The organism is Halobacillus alkaliphilus, from assembly GCF_900113125.1.
In the GTDB taxonomy this organism is placed as follows: domain Bacteria; phylum Bacillota; class Bacilli; order Bacillales; family Halobacillaceae; genus Halobacillus; species Halobacillus alkaliphilus.
The window spans coordinates 26,371-49,474 of sequence record NZ_FOOG01000030.1 but is presented as its reverse complement, the minus strand read 5'-3'; the positions used below and the strand labels follow the sequence as shown (position 1 = coordinate 49,474).

At 42.8% G+C, this 23,104-nt stretch carries 22 protein-coding genes and 1 riboswitch; of the genes, 7 read left to right on the top strand and 15 right to left on the bottom strand.

What is annotated here, in order from left to right; genetic code table 11:
• Positions 1-388: 388 nt before the first annotated feature.
• The 12 genes from BMZ06_RS14710 to nikB all read right to left on the bottom strand — a co-directional run bounded on the left by BMZ06_RS14710 (position 389) and on the right by nikB (position 12,948).
• Complete coding sequence (locus BMZ06_RS14710) at positions 389-1,042, bottom strand: peroxiredoxin-like family protein (protein WP_089753042.1); 654 nt, start codon at positions 1,040-1,042, stop codon at positions 389-391.
• Between the two features lie 49 nt (positions 1,043-1,091).
• Positions 1,092-2,192 (bottom strand): ethanolamine utilization protein EutH, encoded by a 1,101-nt coding sequence (gene eutH / locus BMZ06_RS14705; RefSeq protein WP_089753039.1) that lies wholly within the window; start codon positions 2,190-2,192, stop codon positions 1,092-1,094.
• 150 nt (positions 2,193-2,342) lie between these two features.
• A complete protein-coding gene (gene msrA, locus BMZ06_RS14700) occupies positions 2,343-2,816 on the bottom strand; it encodes a peptide-methionine (S)-S-oxide reductase MsrA (RefSeq protein ID WP_089753036.1) in 474 nt (157 codons plus the stop codon).
• Positions 2,817-2,935: 119 nt separating this feature from the next.
• Positions 2,936-3,055, bottom strand: a riboswitch (SAM riboswitch).
• A gap of 176 nt (positions 3,056-3,231) precedes the next feature.
• Positions 3,232-3,930: an AIM24 family protein gene (locus BMZ06_RS14695; RefSeq protein WP_089753034.1), complete on the bottom strand. Its 699-nt coding sequence runs from the start codon at positions 3,928-3,930 to the stop codon at positions 3,232-3,234.
• An 839-nt stretch (positions 3,931-4,769) separates the two neighbouring features.
• Positions 4,770-5,300, bottom strand: coding sequence for a chromate transporter (locus BMZ06_RS14685; protein ID WP_089753031.1), 531 nt, complete (start codon positions 5,298-5,300; stop codon positions 4,770-4,772).
• Positions 5,297-5,872 (bottom strand): chromate transporter, encoded by a 576-nt coding sequence (locus BMZ06_RS14680; RefSeq protein ID WP_089753029.1) that lies wholly within the window; start codon positions 5,870-5,872, stop codon positions 5,297-5,299. Before BMZ06_RS14680 ends, BMZ06_RS14685 begins: the two co-directional genes overlap by 4 nt.
• Before the next feature lie 38 nt (positions 5,873-5,910).
• The gene (locus BMZ06_RS14675) at positions 5,911-7,524 is read right to left on the bottom strand and encodes a gamma-glutamyltransferase family protein (RefSeq protein WP_089753027.1); all 1,614 of its coding nucleotides are present in this window, start codon (positions 7,522-7,524) and stop codon (positions 5,911-5,913) included.
• A gap of 36 nt (positions 7,525-7,560) precedes the next feature.
• Entirely contained in the window at positions 7,561-8,535 is a 975-nt protein-coding gene (locus BMZ06_RS14670) for an ABC transporter ATP-binding protein (RefSeq protein ID WP_245756024.1), read from the bottom strand.
• Positions 8,507-9,508, bottom strand: coding sequence for an ABC transporter ATP-binding protein (locus BMZ06_RS14665; protein ID WP_245756023.1), 1,002 nt, complete (start codon positions 9,506-9,508; stop codon positions 8,507-8,509). The genes BMZ06_RS14670 and BMZ06_RS14665 overlap by 29 nt, the downstream gene beginning before the upstream one ends.
• Before the next feature lie 8 nt (positions 9,509-9,516).
• A complete protein-coding gene (locus BMZ06_RS14660; RefSeq protein ID WP_089753023.1) occupies positions 9,517-11,067 on the bottom strand; it encodes a glutathione ABC transporter substrate-binding protein in 1,551 nt (516 codons plus the stop codon).
• Positions 11,068-11,084: 17 nt separating this feature from the next.
• Positions 11,085-11,993: an ABC transporter permease gene (locus BMZ06_RS14655; RefSeq protein ID WP_089753020.1), complete on the bottom strand. Its 909-nt coding sequence runs from the start codon at positions 11,991-11,993 to the stop codon at positions 11,085-11,087.
• A 13-nt stretch (positions 11,994-12,006) separates the two neighbouring features.
• Positions 12,007-12,948: a nickel ABC transporter permease gene (nikB, locus tag BMZ06_RS14650; RefSeq protein WP_089753018.1), complete on the bottom strand. Its 942-nt coding sequence runs from the start codon at positions 12,946-12,948 to the stop codon at positions 12,007-12,009.
• A gap of 326 nt (positions 12,949-13,274) precedes the next feature.
• Between nikB and BMZ06_RS14645 the strand changes: the two genes are divergently transcribed.
• Both BMZ06_RS14645 and BMZ06_RS14640 read left to right on the top strand, forming a co-directional pair.
• Positions 13,275-13,742, top strand: coding sequence for an Lrp/AsnC family transcriptional regulator (locus BMZ06_RS14645; RefSeq protein WP_089753016.1), 468 nt, complete (start codon positions 13,275-13,277; stop codon positions 13,740-13,742).
• Positions 13,743-13,888: 146 nt separating this feature from the next.
• A complete protein-coding gene (locus BMZ06_RS14640) occupies positions 13,889-14,374 on the top strand; it encodes a DinB family protein (protein ID WP_089753014.1) in 486 nt (161 codons plus the stop codon).
• A 42-nt stretch (positions 14,375-14,416) separates the two neighbouring features.
• On the opposite strand, the gene BMZ06_RS14635 is transcribed toward BMZ06_RS14640, so the two are convergent.
• Complete coding sequence (locus BMZ06_RS14635) at positions 14,417-15,898, bottom strand: Na+/H+ antiporter NhaC family protein (protein ID WP_089753011.1); 1,482 nt, start codon at positions 15,896-15,898, stop codon at positions 14,417-14,419.
• 191 nt (positions 15,899-16,089) lie between these two features.
• On the opposite strand from BMZ06_RS14635, the gene BMZ06_RS14630 reads away from it, so the two are divergent.
• The 3 genes from BMZ06_RS14630 to BMZ06_RS14620 are packed head-to-tail and all read left to right on the top strand — an operon-like array spanning position 16,090 to position 17,984.
• A complete protein-coding gene (locus BMZ06_RS14630; protein WP_089753009.1) occupies positions 16,090-16,437 on the top strand; it encodes a PadR family transcriptional regulator in 348 nt (115 codons plus the stop codon).
• Entirely contained in the window at positions 16,424-17,479 is a 1,056-nt protein-coding gene (locus BMZ06_RS14625; protein ID WP_089753007.1) for an HAAS signaling domain-containing protein, read from the top strand. Before BMZ06_RS14630 ends, BMZ06_RS14625 begins: the two co-directional genes overlap by 14 nt.
• Positions 17,442-17,984, top strand: a complete 543-nt coding sequence (locus BMZ06_RS14620; RefSeq protein ID WP_089753005.1) for a GNAT family N-acetyltransferase — start codon at positions 17,442-17,444, stop codon at positions 17,982-17,984. Before BMZ06_RS14625 ends, BMZ06_RS14620 begins: the two co-directional genes overlap by 38 nt.
• Positions 17,985-18,013: 29 nt before the next feature.
• On the opposite strand, the gene BMZ06_RS14615 is transcribed toward BMZ06_RS14620, so the two are convergent.
• Positions 18,014-18,886 (bottom strand): SMP-30/gluconolactonase/LRE family protein, encoded by an 873-nt coding sequence (locus tag BMZ06_RS14615; protein WP_089753003.1) that lies wholly within the window; start codon positions 18,884-18,886, stop codon positions 18,014-18,016.
• Between the two features lie 314 nt (positions 18,887-19,200).
• Between BMZ06_RS14615 and ppc the strand changes: the two genes are divergently transcribed.
• Positions 19,201-21,960, top strand: a complete 2,760-nt coding sequence (gene ppc, locus BMZ06_RS14610; protein ID WP_089753001.1) for a phosphoenolpyruvate carboxylase — start codon at positions 19,201-19,203, stop codon at positions 21,958-21,960.
• A gap of 70 nt (positions 21,961-22,030) precedes the next feature.
• Here the strand turns inward: ppc and BMZ06_RS14605 are convergent, their stop codons facing one another.
• Positions 22,031-22,249 (bottom strand): hypothetical protein, encoded by a 219-nt coding sequence (locus BMZ06_RS14605; RefSeq protein WP_089752998.1) that lies wholly within the window; start codon positions 22,247-22,249, stop codon positions 22,031-22,033.
• Between the two features lie 149 nt (positions 22,250-22,398).
• Here BMZ06_RS14605 and BMZ06_RS14600 point away from each other — a divergent pair, with 149 nt between their 5' ends.
• Positions 22,399-22,974 carry a phospholipase D-like domain-containing protein gene (locus BMZ06_RS14600; RefSeq protein ID WP_089752996.1) on the top strand — a complete coding sequence of 192 codons (576 nt, stop codon included), beginning with the start codon at positions 22,399-22,401 and terminating at the stop codon, positions 22,972-22,974.
• Positions 22,975-23,104 lie beyond the last annotated feature (130 nt).

Genomic DNA, 23,104 nt, shown 5'->3' with positions numbered 1-23,104 from the left:
GGCTTCGGCTGACTTCTGATGGTTCAGCGATTCTTTGGGGAATCGGTTACCGCATGTGTACGGCTTGTCCATCAGACCTCCCCGGGTAAAAGCATAAACTTCCTTTCCATATCCCCGCCTCATTTACTGCCTGCCCCTTTGGTCGTTGGGGTTTCGTCTTGTTATGCAGACTCACCCCAGACAGACAGCCTTTTATGAGATTTGTGTTCCTCGGGGCGGAAATTTGTCTCCGGCTTCCTTCAGATTTCAGGTCACCCTGGACACCCTTGCCTTTGACTAACGGCTACAACGACCTTCGCCGCTCGGGACTTGAACCCTAGAGTTTACACCCGTGCCGGGCACACATAAAAAAGCACAACCACAGTCGAACTGGGGTTGTGCTTCCTTTTTATACTCGTACTTTTTTTAATTGCTCCAGTACTTCCGAAGGCTCAGCACGATCTTTGTAATCTTCTTTGGTATATTCATAAACAATGGTTCCATCCTGGTCAATTACATAGGTTGCGGAAACAGGAAGTGTCCATGTTTCATCACCGTTATGCTCGTCCACTCGCAGCCCTTTTTCTTTGTAGACGTCAACAAGATAATCCGGCAGCTGATAAACGAGGTTATACTGATTGGCGGTTTCATTTCCAACATCACTTACTACATGGAACTGGAGGTCATTTTTTTCAGTGGTGGATAAAGAATGATCAGGCTCTTCAGGACTGATCGCAATTAGTTCGCCCCCACTGTCGTGAATGTCATCAAGAATCTCCTGATATGCCCGGAGTTCCATATTACAATAAGGACACCAGCCTCCACGGTAAAACGTCAATATGACAGGTCCTTCTTCCAGCTGTTTATATAATTCTATTGAATTTCCATTCGCATCAGGAAGCTTGAAATTAGGAGCTTTTTCACCTTCGGATAGACCCTTACCATCCGATGAATGCTCCAGTTCTTGAATGGCCTGCTTCATCTTATCTTGCACATCTTCAGGAGCCGTCGCTTTGAATTTCTCAATGTATTCGTTGTAGCGCTCTTTCATTTCTGCCTTCACAGGAAAAACTCCTTTATGATTAGATTCACGTCGATTTTAGCCTAGTTGATTACTTGGTTAAAGCCATCTGCTCATTCCTTCTTGTTAAAAGTAAGGCAATACCTACAGCGAGTCCTCCTGCGATCAGCTTGCCCACAATAACAGGAACAATCATATCTTTTTCAATACCTGCTACAAAAGCAAAGTGACTCCCCAGTACAAAAGCTCCACTTACCGCAAAAGCCGAATTCACTATTTTCCCCCGGCTATCCATGTGCTTCATCATAGCGAGCATGGGTAAATGATGGGCAAGGGAAGCCAGGAGGCCGGTCATAGCGGAAGCATTTAAGCCAATCTTCCGGCTCAGCCGATTCCATACCTTTTCCCCTTTTTGATTCAAAAAAGCGATTAAAGGATAAGCTCCTGCAAGGGTAACGGTAATCCTCCCTACAATAGAGACCCCTTCAGAAAGCGGGGCCATGCCTGAAATGAGGGTGAATTCCGTGAGCGTTTCAATCGTAATAGCTGCAAGCCCGGTAATAATTAAGATCTCGACTCCTTTTCCAAACCAGGCAAATACACGTATAGCCCCATTCGTAAACAACCATAAACCCAGCCCAATGAGAACAGAAAGAAGAAGCGCAGGCAATAAGTTCTGCAGCATCCATAACCATTCGTATCCTGCAATCGCTCCGCCCGCCAGACAGCCGATCGGGATTGTCACTATGCCGATGAGGATCCCTTTTGCGAAATAAGGACGGTCTTCTTTTTGAATGACGGTAAGGGCAACCGGTATAGTAAAGACGAGCGTCGGCCCCATCATAGTTCCTAAAAATGCCCATGAAAACACGGCCGCTTCATCTGTTAATGCTAAAGCTTCGGCCAGGGAATAAGCTCCCATATCAATCGCTAAAATCATAGAAGCAAACATGGAGGGATCAGCACCCATTCCTTTAAAGACTGGACCAATAACCGGTGCAGCGACTTCTGACAAGACAGGAGCAAGCGAAATGATTCCTACCATGGATAAGGCTAGCGGCCCCATCATCATAAAGGCATCATAGAAATGCTTGCCTAAAGACAAACGCTGATTAAGTACATAGTAATCCAGGGCCCCTGCCACCATAAACAAACACATAATGATTAATATAGATTCATTTATCCATAACAAATCCGCTCCCCCCTTCACAAAACTTACCTCTCACTCTTTTCGCTCTGTTCAAAGGTTTTCCCTTCCTGATTCTGTTCGTAACTTCGCAGCTCTAAAAATAAAAAAGCACTCAGAGTAAAAACTCTGAGCGCCTTACAAGAATCAGCGATTTTAGCCGATTCCACATGCTACTGAACCATTCTTCTGCAAATACTTCTGATGATGTTCTTCCGCTTCATAGAAAGTGGTGGTCTTAACAACCTCTGTTACAATCGGGCGCTTGAAGGTGCCTTTCTCATCCCACTCTTTAATTTTTTCTTCAGCAATATATTTTTGACTGGGATCATTGTAAAAAATCGCCGAGCGATACTGGTGGCCGATATCGGCACCTTGACGATTTTTTGATGTTGGATCGTGCGTTTCAAAAAAGATATTTACGAGTTCAGAGTAAGTAATGACAGTTGGATCATACTCTACTTTCACAGCTTCTGCGTGACCTGTTTTACCCGTTTTCACCTGTTCATAAGAAGGGTTCTCCAGATTCCCGCCAATATAACCTACTCGCGTAGATGTAATGCCTTCAAATTTTTCAAAGAATGCTTCTACTCCCCAGAAACACCCTGCTCCAAAAATTGCCTTCGCCATATCTCATCTTTCCTTTCCTTTTTAACGCAACTTCTATCGAGAGCCTTCACGGGTATATGACAACGTAAAGACCCCTTTTCTTATCCAAGAAAAGGGGTCGTATTATAGTCCGTACGATCCTCTCATCTCTTAGGATGTCACCATCCTACAGGAATTGGCACCGTTCTCGTCAATCTTTAGATTGATTCGATGGTTGCCGGGCATCAAAGGGCCAGTCCCTCCGCCTCTCTGGATAAGAAGTTTCCGTTATTTATTTTTAAGTTATTTCATATCTTACAACGTTTTAGCAGTGAAGTAAAGGATGATGCTTGAATTTTTTTTGAAAAAACATATTCAGCTCCCGGTCTTTTACTCTATTCAAATTATCATGAGAAAATGCCAGTCTATATTTAACTCTCCATCATTTAACAAACCCTTATTTGCCGCGCTCGCCTGAAGTATTGATCTCTTCAAACGGCTGGACGATGACAAAGCCGTCTCCATTGAATTCCATTTGGATCGATTCTCCACTTCCCCGTCCAATGAGAGTTTTAAAGCTGATATCTGTACGAAATTCCGGCTTCAAATGTCCCGACCAGGCGACCGTAGCATTTGGATCGGTAATTACTGGCTGCCCCGGGCGCACCATAATGGTAAGGGGTTCGTAATGAGAAGTGATCGCTACTTTACCTCTTCCCTGCAGTTTGACGTTGAACAAACCACCCGACATCATTCCGGCAACTTTTTTCATCAGTTGGATATCCCAGTCTACGCCTGGCTCAAAAGCAAGAAGATCGTTTCCGTTCACTGTAATCTCTTCATTATCCAGTTCCAGAATAGTGATTTTTTTGCCTTGATCAGCTAAGTATAGACTACCGCGACCGGTAGCTTTCATTAGAGAGCTTCCTTCTCCACTCATGGCCTTTTTCACGAAACGGCCTACACCGTGCTCAAGGAATCCTTCTCTTTCAAATTTAATCTGTCCATTGTACGAGATCATGGATCCTGCTTTCGCCCACACCTGGTCAGTCAAGTTCACTTCCAGGATCCGCGGGGTTTCCAACTCGAAGTATTCATTCTCTGCGTCATCCTGCTTCGTTTCTCTTATAAATTGTTCAATAGAATATTTGCTCATTCTTCTCTCCCCTTTAATCGAAAAGTTAGTTCCTAACTAGGATATTCGCTCTATTCCTATGGTACTCCTTCTTAACATCAGGGAATTTTGCTGAACTGAGGATTAAAGAGAGTCTGGAATCTACGAGTTCTTGTACCACCTAAAGTCTCTGTTGATTATTATAGATTCGCTCCCATTACTTGAAGACTCAGTTTCGAGATATTTAGGCTGAGAGGACAGTCCTTCGGGGGATGATTTCGCTTTCCGGCCCTGCACGACGCAGGGTCGTTCGACGTTGCCACAGGAGGTGGCTATCTTAGTCGAACATCCCTTATGTTAAGCTTCCTCAGGCTTCGCCTTCCGGGATCTTACCGATCATGTTCATCCCACAGGAGTCTACATCACCCCCCCTACGGACCTTGCCGAATCAGAAGCTCGAAATCCACCAAAAATGCCTGCTAAAATTAACTGGAGAGCGAAAGAGTATCTAACTTATTTAAGTATGCAATCCCTGATATATAAGGGGTTAAGGCTGATCCAGACCGATTACCTCTCTTATAGAAGGGTCCGTTCACTCCTCAATCATAGGATGGCGGAGGGAACGATGAGACTCCCGCGAGAGAAGGAGCTAGGCGAGACACCGCATGGAGTGTTAACGACTGAGGAGGCTCATGATAAAAAGGAGGATCGACTAAAATCGCCACGTCCTGTGGCAACGTCGATCGTCCCTTCGTCATGTAGGGCCGCAGGAAAGCGAGTTGTTTTCGTAGCCAGCCCCTCTCTATATGAGCAATGGGCCCAAGATATCTCGAAACTGAGTCTTCAACTAACCGGCCCTTTTGTTTAGTAATCCGCTTTATTCAACCCAAGAATAAGGCGCCGTATATGAGTGACCCAAGGATTACAAAGGCGGGGTGGAGTTTTACTTTTTCAAGTAACAAGAAACTGGCGATGATCAGGATCGTCGTTTGCAGGAGTCCTGCAGCTTCATAGGAATTCCAAAAAAACTGATAAGCCATAATCCCAAGAAGCACGGCAATTGCCGGACGGATTAAATTGGTCATCCGCTTGACCCTTGGAGAATCCTTAAATTTATATAACACGCTAAGCAGGACAATCATTAAAATAAGCGATGGAGCGACGGTTGCAAAGACACCGACGACAGCACCCAGGACACCCGCCTGCTGATACCCGATAAACCCGGCCATCTTCGTTGCAATAGGTCCGGGCAGTGCGTTTGCCATAGCAAGCATTTCACTGAATTCCGTCACACTCATCCATCCAAATCGTCCCACAACCTCATTTTCTACCAAAGGGATGGAAGCAGGACCTCCACCATAACCGATAATTCCAGGTATAAAAAAAGCAACAAATAGTTTCCAAAAGATCATGATGACTGCTCCTGACTTTTAAGATTAGACTTATCTTTAGCTTTAACAGGTTTAAGCAAAGCGTACAGTAATAACGCAAAGATAAGCAGGCCAGGGTGAATGCCGATCCATTCAATCAATAAAAGAGAACCCGCCCCGAGAGATAACGAGACGACCCAGCCCAGATTCACCTGAGCCTTTTTTAGAAAATCATAAGTCAGCTTGGCAAGCATAACCCCTACCACTGGGACAACAGCCTGTGTCATACCATTAACCCAGGCCTGATCGCGAAAACTGTTTAAGGAAGTAATCAGCACAATCATGATGACAATCGTAGGCAGAATGGTTGCTAATACAGCATTCAACATCCCTATGACCCCTGAAACTCGATAACCTATGTACCCTGCCATTTTTGTAGCAATGGGGCCTGGCAGTGAATTCCCTAATGCCAGCACATCGCCAAATTCATCGTCCGTGAGCCATTCGTATTTATCCACCACTTCCTTGTGGACCAGTGGAATGGAAGAAGGTCCTCCTCCATAACCGAGCATTCCCACACGAAAAAAGGCTATAAAGAGATTCCATTGCTGCATTCCTTCTCCTCTCCTTCCAATCCGACTCTCCTCTTCATTCAGTAAGCGGAGATCGTACCATCTGTTCTCGACTCAGTGCCGCCATATAAAACTCCTGTTTCCGGATCACGCCATATAATCTGGCCTCTCCCGAAAGCACCTGTTTCCAGCTGAACGCTGATTTCGTGGCCGCGGCGTGCCAGGGCTTCCGCGACATGCTTAGGGAAGTTCGGTTCTACCCATACCGTTTTACCTTTCATCCACTGCCAGCGTGGAGCATCAAGCACTGACTGCGGGTTTAAATGAAAATCAACCGTGTTCATAACGACCTGGACGTGACCCTGGGGCTGCATAAATCCGCCCATGACGCCAAATGGTCCGACAGGCTGATCCCCCTTCGTTAAAAAGCCAGGGATAATGGTATGATACGATCTCTTATTCCCTTCCAGAGAGTTTGCGTGCCCTTGTTCCATGGTGAAGTTATGACCACGGTTCTGAAGAGCCACGCCAGTTCCAGGCACCACTAATCCAGAACCGAATCCCATGTAGTTGCTTTGAATAAACGATACCATGTTACCTTCCCCGTCCGCGGCAGCCAGATACACGGTTCCGCCTTTCGGGGGTACGCCCGCTTCCGGCTCGCCAGCCTCTTCTGTAATAGAAGATCTGCGTGCCGCTGAATAATCTTCATCTAATAAATCATTGATTCCTACTTCCATAGAGGGGGCATCGGCGATGTACTTTTCTCCGTCTGCAAAAGCGAGTTTCATAGCTTCTATTTGCTTATGATATGTAGAATCACTTTCTTTTTCAAGTATGTCAAACCCTTTTAACATGTTCAAAGCGGAAAGCGCCACAAGTCCCTGCCCGTTCGGAGGGATTTCCCACACGTTATAACCACGGTAATTTACTGAAATTGGGTCTACCCATTCCGGTTGATAGCTGGCCAAGTCTTCTTTAGAGATAAAACCGCCGTACTGTTTAGAGAAAGCATCGATTCGATCGGCTGTTTCTCCATTATAAAAGTCTTCCGCATGGGTTTCAGCTATCTTTCTCAGTGTATGCGCATGACCTTCTGATTTCCAGATTTCACCGATTTCAGGTGCTTTGCCACCCGGAGCAAAAGTATCGAACCAGTGAGTAAACTCTTCTCCTTTTAAGGTCTCACGGAATTTCTTAGCAGCCATCCCCCAGAACTTCCCTAGTACAGGAGAAATCGGATAGCCTTCTTCCGCATATTGAATAGCTGGAGCGAATAAATCTTTAAATGGAAGCTTGCCAAAACGGCGGGATAGTTCAGCCCACGCACCGGGTGCCCCAGGAACAGTAACAGGCTCAAAGCCAAACTTCGGAATCTCTTCGTACCCTCGATTTCTTATTTCTTCCGTAGATATAGAAGCAGGTGAATGGCCACTGCCATTCAGTCCGTAAAGTTTATTTTCTGTCCATACAAGGGCAAAAGCGTCTGAACCGATTCCGTTTGAGGTAGGTTCAACGACCGTTAAAACTGCGGCGGTTGCTATGGCTGCGTCTATCGCATTTCCTCCTTTTTGCAGTATGGACAGCCCGGCTTGAGACGCTAGCGGCTGTGAGGTCGCAACCATTCCGTTTTTCGCAATGGTCGAGTTTCTTGCGTTTTCATAGGGGTGATAGAGATAGTCTAAGTGCTGCATTTAATCGTGCTCCTTTCAATAATAATGGAAAATACGTTAGACTTCGTGACAAGCGACAAAATGGTCTGGTTGAACTTCTCTCCATTCTGGTACTTCTACCCGACAGCGCTCATGTGCAAGTGGGCAGCGTGTATGAAAAGGACATCCACTTGGATAATTCGCCGGGTTAGGTAAATCTCCTTGTAGCTTTATCCTTTCCTTTTTTCTACCAGGTACAGGTCTCGGAATAGCTGAAAGAAGAGCTTGAGTATAAGGGTGTAAAGGGTTCGCAAATAGCTCTTCAGCTGGGGCAAGCTCCATTGTTGCTCCTAAATACATCACCAGTACTCGGTCACAAATATGGCGAACCACACCTAAGTCATGAGAGATAAATAAGTAAGTTAACTGATGAGAATGTTGCAGTTCTTTCAGAAGTTTAATAATTTGCGCCTGTACAGAAACGTCTAACGCAGAAACTGCTTCGTCACAGACGATTAGAGAAGGATTAAGGGAAACCGCCCGGGCAATTCCTATCCTTTGTCTTTGACCTCCACTAAATTCGTGAGGGTATCGTTCTGCATGTTCTTCTTTTAGCCCTACTTCCTTCAGCAGGTCTTTCACACGTTGAACTCTTTCCGCTTTGCTAAGTTTTGTGTGAATAATAAAAGCTTCTTCCAATGCCTCCCCTACTCTTTGACGAGGATTGAGAGAAGCATAGGGATCTTGAAAAATCATCTGCATCTCTTTTTTATATTTTTTCAACTGGCGATCTGAAAGACCTCCTATTTCTTCTCCACGAAACTTGATTGATCCTTCTGTTAAAGTATCCAAACCAAGCACTGTCCGGCCGAAAGTAGACTTTCCGCAACCCGATTCTCCTACAACGCCTAATGTCTCTCCCTCACGCACGTCTACAGAAACATTTTCAACAGCCTGAACATTTCCAACGGTTTTTTTCAAGAAACTGCTCTTCACTGGAAAATATTTTTTCACGTGACTAACTTCAAGAATAGGCTCTGTCTTTAGGCTCACTGGAGATCCCCTCCTCTTGTAACCAGCATTTTGAATACTGTTGTTGTGACACTTTGAACTGCGGCGGATCTTTCTCCACACATTTCTCCATAGCAAATGGGCATCTAGGGTGGAAACGACATCCATGAATGGTCTCGTTTAAATTGGGAAGAGAACCAGGAATCGCCTCTAATTTATGATCAGTATCATCCACATTAGGTACCGATGCAAGCAGCCCCTTCGTATAGGGATGTTTAGGACTCGAGAATATTTCATCTACTGTCCCTGTTTCTACTACATTACCGGCATACATCACCATCACTCGATCGGCTACCTCAGCCACGACCCCCATATCATGGGTAACCATTACTACACCCATCCCAAGATCCGTTTTTAAATCATCAATTAGATCAAGAATCTGTGCTTGAATAGTAACATCCAAGGCTGTAGTAGGTTCATCAGCAATTAATAAAGAAGGATTACAGGCTAGAGCTATCGCTATCAGTACACGCTGCCTCATGCCTCCGCTTAGTTCATGAGGAAACTGCTTTAACTTTTTTTCGGGGTCTGGTATACCTACCTGCTTCAACAGATCAATAGATTTGCTTCTCATTTCCTTATTACTCATTCGCCTATGAGTTTTTAAAGGCTCCATTAATTGGTAACCTATCGTAAATACAGGATTTAAAGCAGTCATAGGCTCCTGAAAAATCATCGAAATATCATTTCCACGAAGTTTTCTTAATTCCTTTTCTTTTTTCGTAGTTAATTCTTCACCCTGAAATTTAATAGATCCTTCGGAGATTTCTCCATTATTCGGAAGTAATCCTATGACTGATAAAGTGGTAATACTTTTTCCACATCCAGATTCTCCTACTATACAGAGAGTTTCACCCTCATTTACAGAAAAAGAAACCCCCCGGACAGCAGGAAGTTTACCTCCTGTTGTCCGGAATGAAGTTATTAAATCATTAACTTGTAAAAGTTGTTCCATTTGCACCCCTACTCTCTATGGACATTGTAAAGCGACCATTGACCCGTTGGATCTAGTTGAAGACCTTTTACCGATTGATCATATGCTGCTGTTACTACTCCATGATGCATAGGAATCCATATGCCGTCTTTTATAGCCAGCATGTTCGCTTCATGAAGCTTTTGTTTTCGTTCTTCTTGGTCTACCGTAGTACGAGAGGCCTCTACCAGCTTATCAAACTCACTATTGTTATAACCCATACGGTTAGAAGATCCAATATTATTAGAATGAAGGTTTGGATAAAGCAATTCACTTCCATCAGCTGTACTGTTTGACCAACCAAGGAAAGTCATTTCGAAATTACCCTCCGTTGTAGTATCCAAAAATGTGCCCCATTCCATTGTTTCAATTTCTGCATTGATTCCTACGTTGGTTAACTGAGCTTGTACAATTTCAGCCATCTTCATATAACTATCTCTGTTAGCTGCAAGCAGTGTGAGTTCTTGACCTTTGAACCCATTTTCTTCAATAATCTGCTTCGCCTTTTCAGGATCATAACTATATCCTGCATCTTTAGCTTCTTCGTTGTAACCAAACACTTTCGGCCCAATGATACTCTCATTCTTAACTCCAAGACCATTTAATTGGTTCACATAAGCTTCTCTGTCAATTGCATGAGATACTGCTTTTCTAAATTCTGGATTATTAAATGGTTCTTTATTCATATTAAAACCTAAGTAATAAACAGGCGTTCCTTCTCTTTGTTCAACATCCACATTCTCCATTGACTCAAGACGCGGCAGCTGTTCAGTCGGGATAGCATCTACAAACTGGACTTCACCCGTCTGGAGCATGGATACAGCAGTAGAATACTCTGGAACCACTTTCATTGTCACAGTATTTAGCTGAGGAGATTCTTTCCAATAATCTTCATTCTTCTTTAGAGTGACGTGATCACCTTGCTCCCATTCTTCAAAAACGAATGGACCTGTTCCTACTGGGTTTTGATTCAAGTCTCCCGATTCATCCGCTTCAGGACTTACAATGGAAGCATTTGTATGGGACAAAGCAGCTAGCAACGGACCATATGGTTCCTTTGTTTTTATAACTACTGTGTACTCATCTTGAACTTCTATGGAGTCAACGGGCTCTAAAAGTGAAGCTCTCGGTGCAGCACGCTCTTCACTTTTAAATTGATCAAAGGTATATTTCACGGCCTCTGCATTAAATGGAGTGCCATCATGAAACTTTATGTCTTCCTTTAGTTTAATCACCCATGTTTTATCATCTGGATTCTCATAAGATTCCGCTAAATGAGGTTTTATTTCCATTGTTTCTGGATCTCTTATAAACAGTGTTTCATAGACTTGTTCAATCATTGCTGAAGATACCGAGTCATTTGTATCAATCGGTGATAAACCTACTACATCAGAGGTAGTAGCATAAGTAAGTTCTTGCGCTGCTTCAGAGTCCCCTCCATTTTCAGCCCCCTCATTATTCGATGCAGAACTACTGCACCCTGCTAATACTATAACGATTAATAAAAATAAAGTTCCCCATTTAATACTGATATTCTTCATATAATAACCTCCCATTATTAATTTTCTAACTCCATGTTTGGGTCTAGAGCATCTCGCAACCCGTCTCCTACCACATTAAATGCAAAAACCACTAACATAATAGCTATGCCTGGTATGACCGTTAAGTGAGGAGAGGTAAACATGAAATCCTGTCCAGTAGCAATCATAGCTCCCCATTCGGGTGTTGGAGGCTGAGCCCCTAAACCTAGGAAGCTTAATGCAGCAGTGGATAGAATAGCTGTTGCCATCCTCATAGTTGCAAATACGATAATAGGAGCCATACAGTTAGGTAAAATATGCTTAATTAAAATTCTGGTATTACTCGCTCCTATTGATCTCATAGCTAAGATGTACTCCTGTTTTTTAACCGACAAAACACTGCCGCGTACAATCCTTGCACAGGTAGGAATGGACCATATACTGATCGCAATGACTACGTTTACTAAGCTTGTCCCAAGCATCGCTATGATCAGCATAGCTAGCAAGATTCCAGGAAACGCAAATAGCAAATCAACGAGCCTCATAATAACTCCGTCAAGCTTTCTGTAGTAGCCTGACAACAAACCTAGAGCAATTCCGCCTATTAATCCGAGAGAGACAGAAGCAATCCCCACAAGAAGAGAAATCCTGGCACCAAATACAAGCCTTGACCACACATCCCTTCCATAATTATCTGTCCCCAGCCAATGCCCTTCTGCCCCAACGCCAAGCTCCGCGTTAATTAGATCCTGTTGAACAGGATCATAGCTTGCAAACCAGGGAGCGAAGGCGGCTAAAATAAACTGAATAAATATGACAATTAATCCGAAAACGGCTAACTTGTTCTTTAATAAACGTTTTATAGTCTTAACGAAAACCTTTTCTTTTTTTTGATGTTTTGGTTTTGTGCTTATTCTTTCTTCCGCTATGGATTCCGAACTTGCCATAATCTTCACCCCCCTACTCGTAACTTATTCTTGGATCAACAAATGCGTAGACGATATCGACCACTAAGTTAACTACTACAAATAAAGTAGCTACTAATAAAACAGTGCCCTGCACAACTGGAAAATCCCTTGCAGCAATAGCATCGATCATAAGTCTGCCTACTCCATTTATAGCAAAGACCTGTTCAGTAATAATCGTTCCACCTAATAAAAAGCCAAAATTCAATCCTATAACTGTAATAACAGGAATCATGGCGTTCCTTAATGCATGTATCCAGATAACTGTGTTATTATGAACACCTTTTGCTCTAGCTGTCCGTATGTAATCTGCACGAATGACTTCTAGCATTGCTGAGCGGCTCATTCTAGCAATCATAGCAGCAGATGCTGTTCCAAGTGTTATAGCAGGCAGAATTAATTGTTTTATTCCTTCTATCGTCCAGAAAGGTGCACTCAATCCTCCTACCGGAAGCCATTGAAGCTGGACAGAAAAAACGAGAATCAGCATAGCTCCTAACCAGAAATTCGGTATAGATATCCCGGCTAATGCTATTGTAGTACTGGAAAAGTCAAACCAGGAATTTTGTTTAATGGCTGAGATAATTCCTGCAGGCACTCCAATTATCACTGCAACTATCATACTTCCAATGGCCAGATTCAGAGTTTGAGGAAACCTGGTGGCTATAGCTTCAGCGACTCCTTGATTATTCTGGAAAGAGTAACCAAGATCTCCTTGAAGAACTCCTCCAACATATTCAAAGTACTGAATTAAAACTGGCTTATTTAATCCTAGTTCTTCTCGAATAGCACTTAGATCTGATTCTGTTGCGGTGGGACCTCCAATGATAGTAGCAGGATCTCCAGGAGCCAGATGCATGCTCATAAATACTAGAAACGAAATGCCAACCAAAAGCAGAAGTAGCTGTAGAAAACGTTTAGCGATTAACCCTATCATTTATATCCTCCTCCCTCCTTGAACCGAATACACCGGATAAGTGATTTGTAAAAACAATTTAACTATTTAATGAAAAGACAAAATTTATAATCCGAAAGTTAATTAAATCATACTTTTTAATTAACAATCGTTATTTTGTATTGTTGTTGATTATAATCGAATATTCGGAAAATTAAAACCCTTTTTTCTAAAAATTTCTTCTTTTCTATATTTTCTTTAAATTTATCCAGCTATTTGAAAGCGACTCATGAACATGCTAAAATTTGCTTCACAAGATTGATAAAATCCCACAGAACCGTTCTTAGGTCTGATAAGGTGGCTTTAATATGGAGGAAGAACAAAAATTTAAAGTAGATGAGACCGATAAAAGGATTCTGGAATTGCTGATCGAAGACGGTCGTTTATCCTATGCAGAAATAGGAAAAGCACTTGACTTATCGCGTGTAGCTGTCCGATCCAGGGTCAATCAATTAATTGACTGTGGAGTTATTGAAAAATTTACCGCAGTTGTTAACAGTGAAAAAGTAGGAAAAAAAGTATCAGCATTTTTTGAAGTAGATTGTGAACCCCGTTCTTTAGTGGAAGTAGCAGAGAATTTGGCTAATAACCCCTATGTAGCCAGTTGCTATCAAATGACAGGACCTAGTACTTTACATATGCACGTTTTAGTGAAGGACTTTAAAGAACTGGAGTCTTTTATTAACAATGAGCTGTATGCGCTAGAAGGAATCACACGCGTGGAAAGTCATACTCTTCTCAGAAGATTCAAAAGCAGAAGTGGTCTTAAATTATAATAGAAGGACAAGTCCTTAGGGAACTTGTCCTTTTTGTTAGGAGAAAACAATCTCAGACACCCTTTTTAATAAATTTAATAGAGGAAAATAAGCCATTACATATGGTAGACTCGAAATATCCTATACTTGGAAAGGATGGTTACACGATGTACGGAATAGATGAAAAGAGAAATGAATTACTAGCTTTTGTTGAAGAGGTATCTGACGAGGAAGCACGCACGAAACCGGATGAAAATTCCTGGTCTATTTTAGAAGTATTGGAACATTTGTACTTAATGGAGCAAATGATTGTCCATCAGATGAATCAGGCCATTAAACAGGGGGATGAGCAGCAGGTAAATGAAAAGCCGCTTCATAAGACAACCAACCGTGATTATAAAGTGGAAGCACCTCAACCCCTGAAACCAAAAGGTGAATTTAATACGTTAGAAGATGCGAAGAAGGGTTTGGAACATACTCGTGAAGCCACTTATTTTCTAGTTCATAATAAGGATAAGGAAACGCTGCAGAACCGTGCTTTCCCTCATCCCTCTTTCGGCGACCTGAACCTCGAACAGTGGGTGGAATTTATCGGCTGGCACGAGCTTCGTCATTTAGATCAGATGAAAGAGGCAAAAGCTCATATCCAATAAAAAAATCCTCCCTGCGGCAAACCGCTCAGGGAGGATTTTCTATTACGAACGTTTTGTTGGTTTAACTTCTTCCCCATTTTTTCCACTATAGCGTAGTCCCCAGCCAGTCATGGCTGCGATAAACATAACGATGAGCAGTCCCCAGCCCTGGAACACATATGGAAAGACTTCTGTTGGACCCACGACCGGAAGGAAGTCATACTCTTCCGCAGCTCCCTGAATCGTAGCCCATGCGAGAAGCACTCCACCGCTCCACGGGAAAATGTAGCCTAATGATGAAGTCACCGTATCTAGGAAGTTGGCTCTGCGGTATGGATGGATGTTCATCTCTATGCCAAGCTTTCTGACAAATGGTGCAGCAGCAATTTCTGCAGCCGTGTTTATTGTGATAAACATATTCAAAAAAGCTACAATCCCAAATATCGAAAGTTCTGCTCGGCGCACCACATTATTAATGATACCAAGGAAGAAATTTTTAATAACTTCCATTGTGCCTGCTACCTCAAGTAAATGGGCGGCAGCCAAGATTAATAGAATAAGGATGGCCATATTAAAGTAGCCGCCAATCCCACTCATTAAGGCTCCCTCCACAACAGCATCTCCAGAATCATTTTTATAAATGTGAAGAACTTTTGTTAAAGAGACACCTGAGATAGCAATAAGTCCGATAGAAGTGACGATTCCCCATGTCAATGAGGTAAGCAAGTGATGTCCGCTCAATGCCAGATAGAGTACGAGAATGAATGGCAGGAGCATAATCAACCCGTCAGGAGCTACTTGCGCCTGCAGTTGGTTAATAACTTCTGTACTTCCTTGTTCTCCACCGCCACCAAAGATAATAAATAGAATAAGAGCCGGAATAGCAGCTGTTATAGAATATTTGAACCTTGAGCGAACAACCCCAGGAACATCTGCTTCCTGAGTAGTCGCAGATACGATGGTGGTATCAGATACCGGAGCCAGATTGTCTCCAAACACTGCACCACTTAAGATAGCGGCAAGTAATATTACGGGATCTGCTCCTAAAATAACACCTGCCGGATACATCAGTACGCCAAACGTAGCTACTGTACCATAACCTGTACCTACGGCTGTTGCGAACAGAGCCGACAACAAGAAAGTAATGGCTACAAACGCACCACCTTCTAATCCTGTCTGAAATCCAAACCAAATCAGGCCATCTACGAGTCCTCCGGCCGAAAGTAACTTCGCAAACATCCCTGCCCAAAACCAAGCGATAACAGCAATCACGCCTACGGGCTGAGCCATTCCTGAGAATAAGCTTTGAGCATAATCTGCCCACTGGGATTTACAGAAAAACAAACCAATGGCTATCCCGATAACCATACCAAGTACAAGGGATTGCTCCGTTACCAGTTCCGTTATACTCAAGGTAATCGCCCAAATAATGAAAAACACCAAAGGAATCGTTGCAGCAAATACTCCACCACGAAATTCTAACCGTCGAATGTTTTTCTCTCCTAATGCTTCATCTATGACTTCGTTGTTTTCCTGGTCAGCCACTAGACTCCCTCCTTCCTCTAATCTTAAACTTCTTATCTACTTTATCATTGAATAGCTCCTGTTAGAAACTAAAAAAATTTGCCACTTTAAAGCGAATGGGTTTTACCTTTCAAGACGCCGTAATAATTTTATTGTTATACGTCATACAATGGTGTATGATATACACTATAAAGAGAGAGCGAGGTGGCTCATTGAGTAAATTATTAAATTCCTTAATTACTGAGATGAGAAGGGGTTCTTTGACACTTGCTGTGCTCAGTCAATTAAAGGCTCCTCAGTATGGATACTCACTTGTTCAGCGCTTGGAAGCTTCGGGCATTGTTATCGATCAAAGTACCCTTTACCCTTTGCTCAGACGACTGGAAAAACAGGAATTAGTAACCAGTACGTGGGATACGACGGAAAGCCGGCCTAGAAAATATTACGTGCTGAGTGATTATGGTCAGGAGATCTTTAATGAGCTGAAAGCAGAATGGGAAAGAACTTCTTTACAACTTCATAATTTGTTACAAGGAGAGGAAAAGGATGGACTTAATTAAACCGTACGTTTACGAGGTCACTCGAAGACTCCCGGATAAGATGCAGGACGATGTTGCTCTCGAACTTCAATCAACTATTGAGGATATGCTTCCTGAGCATCCATCAGAAGAAGATGTAAGAGCTGTGTTGACGAACCTGGGCGACCCGGCTGTACTTGCCAGACGCTATAGTGATCGTCCTTCCTATTTAATTGGTCCGGCCTTATATGATCAGTATTTGAACGTCTTAAAGCTCGTTCTTCCTATTATTATGATCATTGTTGTCATCTCCGTAGTTGCTGAAAAGATTCTTTCTTTTTCTGGTGAAACAAGTATGCTTTCCATTATTCTATCTATTTTCATTCAAACCTTGTTTGCGGCAGCATCTGCCGGAATTCAATCTGTGTTTTGGATTACAGTTGTTTTTGCTATTGTCGAACGGTCCACGAAATCAGAGGAAGAACCTTTCGGAAAAGCTTGGACTCCAGATCAGTTGAAGAATAAGCCAGCCATTCCAAAGAAACGATTGATATCGAACTGGGAACTGGCAGGAGGACTTCTCTGGACTGCCGTTGGAGTAACGGTTTATCTGAATGCTTCCAGTCTTTTTGCTATATACGAGCAGGAAAATAGTGAAGGTTTAAATAAGGCCGCCACGGTATTTAACGAAGAAATCCTGGGTTCCTTTTGGCCATACATTGCTTTATTAGCAGGAAGTTCTCTTGCTTTAATTATTTATAAGTGGGTCTTAAAGCAGTGGACAATAAAACTGGCTGTTATAAATACGCTGTATAACGTGCTTTGGGTTATTCTTTTAAGCCTGATGCTCAGCCATCCGGATTTGTTTAATTCAGCCGCTGTCCAAGAGCTTGAAGGAGCTCTCCAGTCCGATTTATCGAATTTAACTCAGTGGGTCCGATTAACGGTTATAATAACCGTGGTCGTTTTTTCTGGAATAGATATATTTGAAGGATTTAAAAAGGCAAGAGAAGGAAGGAAATACAAAAAGTTAGAGGTGGAACAAGTTGATAGAACTACAGAATTTCTCAAACGAAGATTATGATCAGCTGATTGGCTGGATTCCTACAGCCGCTTTCCTAATGAAATGGGGAGGTCCCATTTTTCAATTTCCTCTAGATCACAACCAGCTCGACTCCTATACCAGTCAGCCTGATCGCATCGTATATAAAGCATGGGATTCTGAATCTAAAGAAGTGGTCGGCCACATTTCTTTAGGAAGAATCGATAATAAAAATGAATCTGCTCGAATTGGTAAAGTCCTGGTAAGTCCAGGACATCAAAACCGTGGAATCGGAGAAGAAATGATTGCCCAGGTTACAGCTATTGCTTTTGAGGATCTCAAGCTTCATAAGGTGGCCCTTGGTGTCTTCGATTTTAATCACCCGGCGATCCGCTGTTATGAAAAGGCCGGTTTTAAAAAAGATGGACTTCTTAGAGACCACCGGAAAGTAAACGGATCATTTTGGAACCTATTAGAAATGAGTCTATTGCGAACGGAGTGGGATCCGTACTTCTCGCACAAAAAAAGGGAAACTTCCTCATACTAGGAAGCTTCCCTTTTTAATTTTTCCAGCCTTCACCCTTTAAATGGATAAGACGGAAGGCCACGGACTTTTGTTTTTAATTTAAACAGTCCTCCTGCTTCCGGATACTTCTCTAAGTCCTCCTCGCTCATACCTTTTCTGGCTGTCGTAATATAGAGTTCATTCATATCCTTACCGCCAAATACACAGCATGTGACATTGACAGCCGGCACTTCGATGAATTCTACACGTTCTCCGTTTTCAGGGTCCCATCTGGAAACGCCTGCTCCACCAAAATGAGCGATCCATAGCATCCCTTCTTCATCAATGGTCATGCCATCCGGCGACCCTTGACCATCTGGAATGGTTACCACGGTTTTTGGATTGGTAATTTCCCCTGTCTCCATATTAAAGTCGTATCGCACTACTTGTTTGGTGGGCGTATCAATATGATACATATACGCATGATCAGGTGACCATGCCAGACCATTGGATATGCTGAGTCCATTCAGCTTCTCTGTAACTTCAAGATTAGTATCCAGCCTGTAGAGAGCTCCTTTGTCCTGCTCTTCCTCTAAATTCATAGTCCCTGCCCAAAACCTTCCGGCAGGATCACATTTGCCGTCATTAAACCGATTGCCTGGCAAGTGATTCTCCGGATCGGTTATAGGCTCCAGCGTTTCTGACATCCAGTTATAAAAGTAAAAGCCATTTTGGAGCGCAAGAATGACTTCGCCTTCCTCTCGCGGTTGAATGGTACCAGGATACTGCTCCAATTCTACCGTCGTATTTTCATGTTGGACGGGATCATATCGGTGAATCTTCTTCCCGACAATATCTACCCAATATAGAACTTCCTTTTCTGAGTCCCAGCTTGGACCTTCACCTAATGTTGACTTGGAATCAAGTACTAATTGTACAGACATGGAGATCCTCCTATAATTTGATTGCCACTATAATAACATTTCTTTCCTTTTTTTAACGATAAGCAAACCATTTGTAACTCATTCTTAAAAAAAATTACAGAAATAGGTCCTTCTTCCCTCCCCTCAAAAGATAACGCTTACATTACTTATATTATATACTATTACCAATTTAACCCTGTCCAAAATCCTTCCATCTACTGTCATCGTTACGGTTCGAAGTATTTGACTATGCACATTATTCTGATAACATTATGAAAACATAAGGTAACTTTCAAGTAACTATAAAATAAATGTAATTACAGGAAGGTGAAAGTGTGACTAATCAGCCAAAAACAAACGATCATACAACTCCCTTACGCCGGGACATTAGTGAACTTGGTAAAATGCTAGGTAATCTACTTGTCCATCACGGCGGAGAAGAGTTATTAAACAAAGTCGAGACCATTCGTCAATTGACAAAAGATCTTCGAAACAATCACAGTACATCTACTTATAATCAACTGAAAGAAGAAATTCAAAACCTCAAGCCTCCTATGCGATCTCAGGTGATCCGGGCTTTCTCAATTTATTTCCACCTCGTTAACATAGCTGAACAAAACCACCGTATCCGCAGACGCCGCGAGTATCAACTAAGAGAAGATCACGGAGCTCAGCCTTTCTCTCTAGAAAGCGCCGTGCTAAATCTAAAGAAAAACAATTTTTCAAAAGATGTGATTCAAAAAGTACTGGATCATCTCTCTCTTGAACTAATTATTACCGCACACCCAACAGAAGCTACCAAAAGAACCGTGTTAGAAATCCAGAAGAGAATCGCTACTATTTTGCAGAAGCTGGATAATCCTCAGCTTACTAAGAATGAAAGAGACAGCCTGCGGGACAGTCTTCAAAACGAAGTCAGTGTGCTATGGCAGACTGATGAACTGCGTGATCGTAAGCCGACTGTAATGGATGAGGTGCGAAACGGCCTCTATTACTTTGATGAAACGCTTTTCGATGTGCTTCCAGAAATTCATCAGGAACTAGAATATTGTCTCGAAGAGAATTATCCGGAAGAAGATTGGGATGTGCCTAATTTCCTTCGTTTCGGTTCCTGGATTGGAGGCGATCGTGACGGAAATCCTAACGTGACCCCTGATATTACGTGGCAGACTTTACAGAAGCAACGTAACCTTGTCCTGAACAAGTATGAAGAAGTGCTTGTAGAGTTAATGAAGCGTTTCAGTCATTCTTCTGCGCAAGTAACGGTTACAGACGAATTAATGTCCTCCATAGAGAAAGAAGAGCCACTGCTCCCTAAAGGGAAGAAATGGCGCGTAGAAAAAGAAATTTACCGCCGTAAATTTGCTATCGTTCTGGAACGTTTGCGCCAGGTCGGTCAATCAGATCTTGGCTACAATTATGCTGATGAACTGCTTGAAGATCTTTATCAGATTCAGAAAAGCGCCAAAACTCATCAGCCAGCCAGACGCGAATTGAAAAAACTGCGCAAACTGATTCGTCAGGTTGAATTATTTGGCTTCCACTTAGCAACTCTTGATATACGGAACCATAGCGGTGAACACGAATCAGCAGTGGACGAGCTGTTGCGAAAAGTAAGTATTGAAGATAATTACAGCGAACTTCCTGAAAACAAGAAAATTGAGGTTCTGCAAAACGTATTGAAGGACCCGCGTCCTATTTCATTATTAAACGAAGATTATTCAGACAGTACCCAGGAAATGCTTACCGTCTTTCAAATGATCCGTAACGCACATATTGAGTTCGGGAAGCGCTCCATTGAAGTTTACCTGATCAGTATGACGGAATCGGCAAGCGACCTGTTAGAAGTTCTCGTCCTTGCTAAAGAAGCCGGCATTTACCGCCTGCATGCTGATGGAACGGTGGAAAGCAATATCAACGTGGCTCCCCTCTTGGAAACCGTTGATGACCTCGTAGCTGGACCTGAAATTCTGAAGTCGTTATTTGAGATGGATGTCTATGCGAAACATCTTAAGCACCGAAATAATCATCAGGAAATCATGCTTGGTTATTCAGACGGCAGTAAAGATGGCGGTACATTAACAGCTAACTGGCGACTATACAAAGCCCAGCAGGAAATTCATACAATGGCCCGCGAATATAATATCGGATTGAAATTCTTCCACGGGCGCGGCGGTTCCTTGGGCCGCGGTGGCGGTCCACTAAACCGAAGCCTTCTTTCCCAGCCGGAAGAAACACTGGGTGATGGTGTGAAAATTACCGAACAAGGGGAAGTTCTTTCCTCCCGCTATTTGATAAAAGATATTGCGTACCGCAGTCTGGAGCAAGGTGCATCCACCTTACTCGAAGGGGCAGCCAATGTTTCCCAGGAATCCGAACAAGCGCACAACCGTGAAGACGCATGGGAACAGGCAATGGAAGAAATTGCTGAAATTTCCTTGAAAAAGTATCAATCCTTAGTATTTGGCGACAAAGACTTCCTGACCTACTTTAACGAAGCCACGCCATTGAAAGAAATCAGCGAGCTGAATATTGGTTCACGTCCAATGAAACGTAAAGACAGTTCCAAATTCGAAAACCTGCGTGCGATCCCATGGGTTTTCGCCTGGTCTCAGAACCGTCAGCTGATTCCTGCCTGGTATGCAGCTGGTTCTGGTCTGGCGAGCTACGCTGAAAATAATAATGATAGACTTGAACAGCTTCAGCAAATGTATATTAACTGGCCGTTCTTCCGCTCCACCATCAACAACTTACAGATGGCCCTTACCAAAGCGGATATTCAAACCGCACAAGAATATACGCAGCTAGTTAATGATCAGGAGCTTGGCGAACGAATCTTCAATAACATCGTTGACGAATACGAGCGAACAAAAGAAATTCTCCTGAAAATCTCAGGGGACGAAGAATTACTCACTCATCAGCCGACGATCAAAGAATCCGTACGTCTGCGTAACCCTTACGTCGATCCGCTGAATTTCCTTCAAGTGGAACTGATTAAAGAACTGCGTGCATCGGAAGATCAGGATGATGAACTACTAACCGAAGTTCTGCTGACCATCAGTGGTATTGCAGCTGGTCTTCGTAATACAGGCTGATTCAGAAACAATAGATCTTATAAAAAAGCTCACAGCTATGGCTGTGAGCTTTTTTTGGGTTTCTAACCCGCTAATCTTCTTTACCCGCTATGCTTTCCATATGCTGTTTAAACGATCTTATTTTTTCATCGGGCTGCAAGTTCAATTCTTTTTCTTTTTCATTCCAAGACCGCTTCGCATCCAGGGTGACACCCGTCTGCAATCCTTTAGAATCATTGATTATACCTTCCCTCTTCCCATTAGGATGCGGTGAAACCTCTGAGTGAACGTTTTGTGAATCCTTCGACATGAACACTTCCTCCTTTTTTATTAATTTGAGTGTACTCGGTTGAATTTATTCTCGTTAAGGACTATTGAAATTCACTTGGTCACATAAGGCGGATTGAATAGGACAAAAATGGGTTCACATACATATGGATTAAGAATAGGAGGAACTCTATGGAAATCCTAATAACCGCCGGATGCTCCATCTTGGCAAGCTCTTATATTACGTATAAGTGGACAATTAAGCAAAAGAAAGAGACGTATTCCCTCGCTTATTTTTTATCCAAGACGGAGCGCTCTCCTTTAAAAGAGATTATAGAAACCATCCAAAATGCTAAGAAAACCATTGATGTAGCCATATTTCTTTTTTCCAACCACAACATAACAGCTGAGCTGATTCAAGCCTCTAAACGAGGCGTAAAGGTGCGAGTGTTTACTGACCGGGAACAGGTAAAATCGTTTGAAGCACAGATTAAAAATGTTAAGGAACTCACGGAGCACGGGGTTGCCGTCCGTACCAATACCCACGATGGAACAATGCACATTAAAATGCTGATTGCTGACAAGATGCATGCTTTAGTGGGTTCTTATAACTTCACTTATAATGCCGAGCGGAAAAATGATGAAATCCTGCTGAGGGTGGATGATGAAAGAATGGGACGGCAGCTGAGTTCAGTGTTTGAACAATTTTGGCTGGACGGAGTAAACTGGCAGTTTTTTAAAGACCATCCCAAAGAAAAGATTAGTTGATACTGTATAAGCATTTTGTAAGACCTCAGTCCATCCCGTTTTCTCCTACTGGAGGGTACGTGCACCAAATATCATTAAATGATGAGACTTCCCATCCCAAAAGTTAACAGTGCAAAAGGAAAAGGTGCTT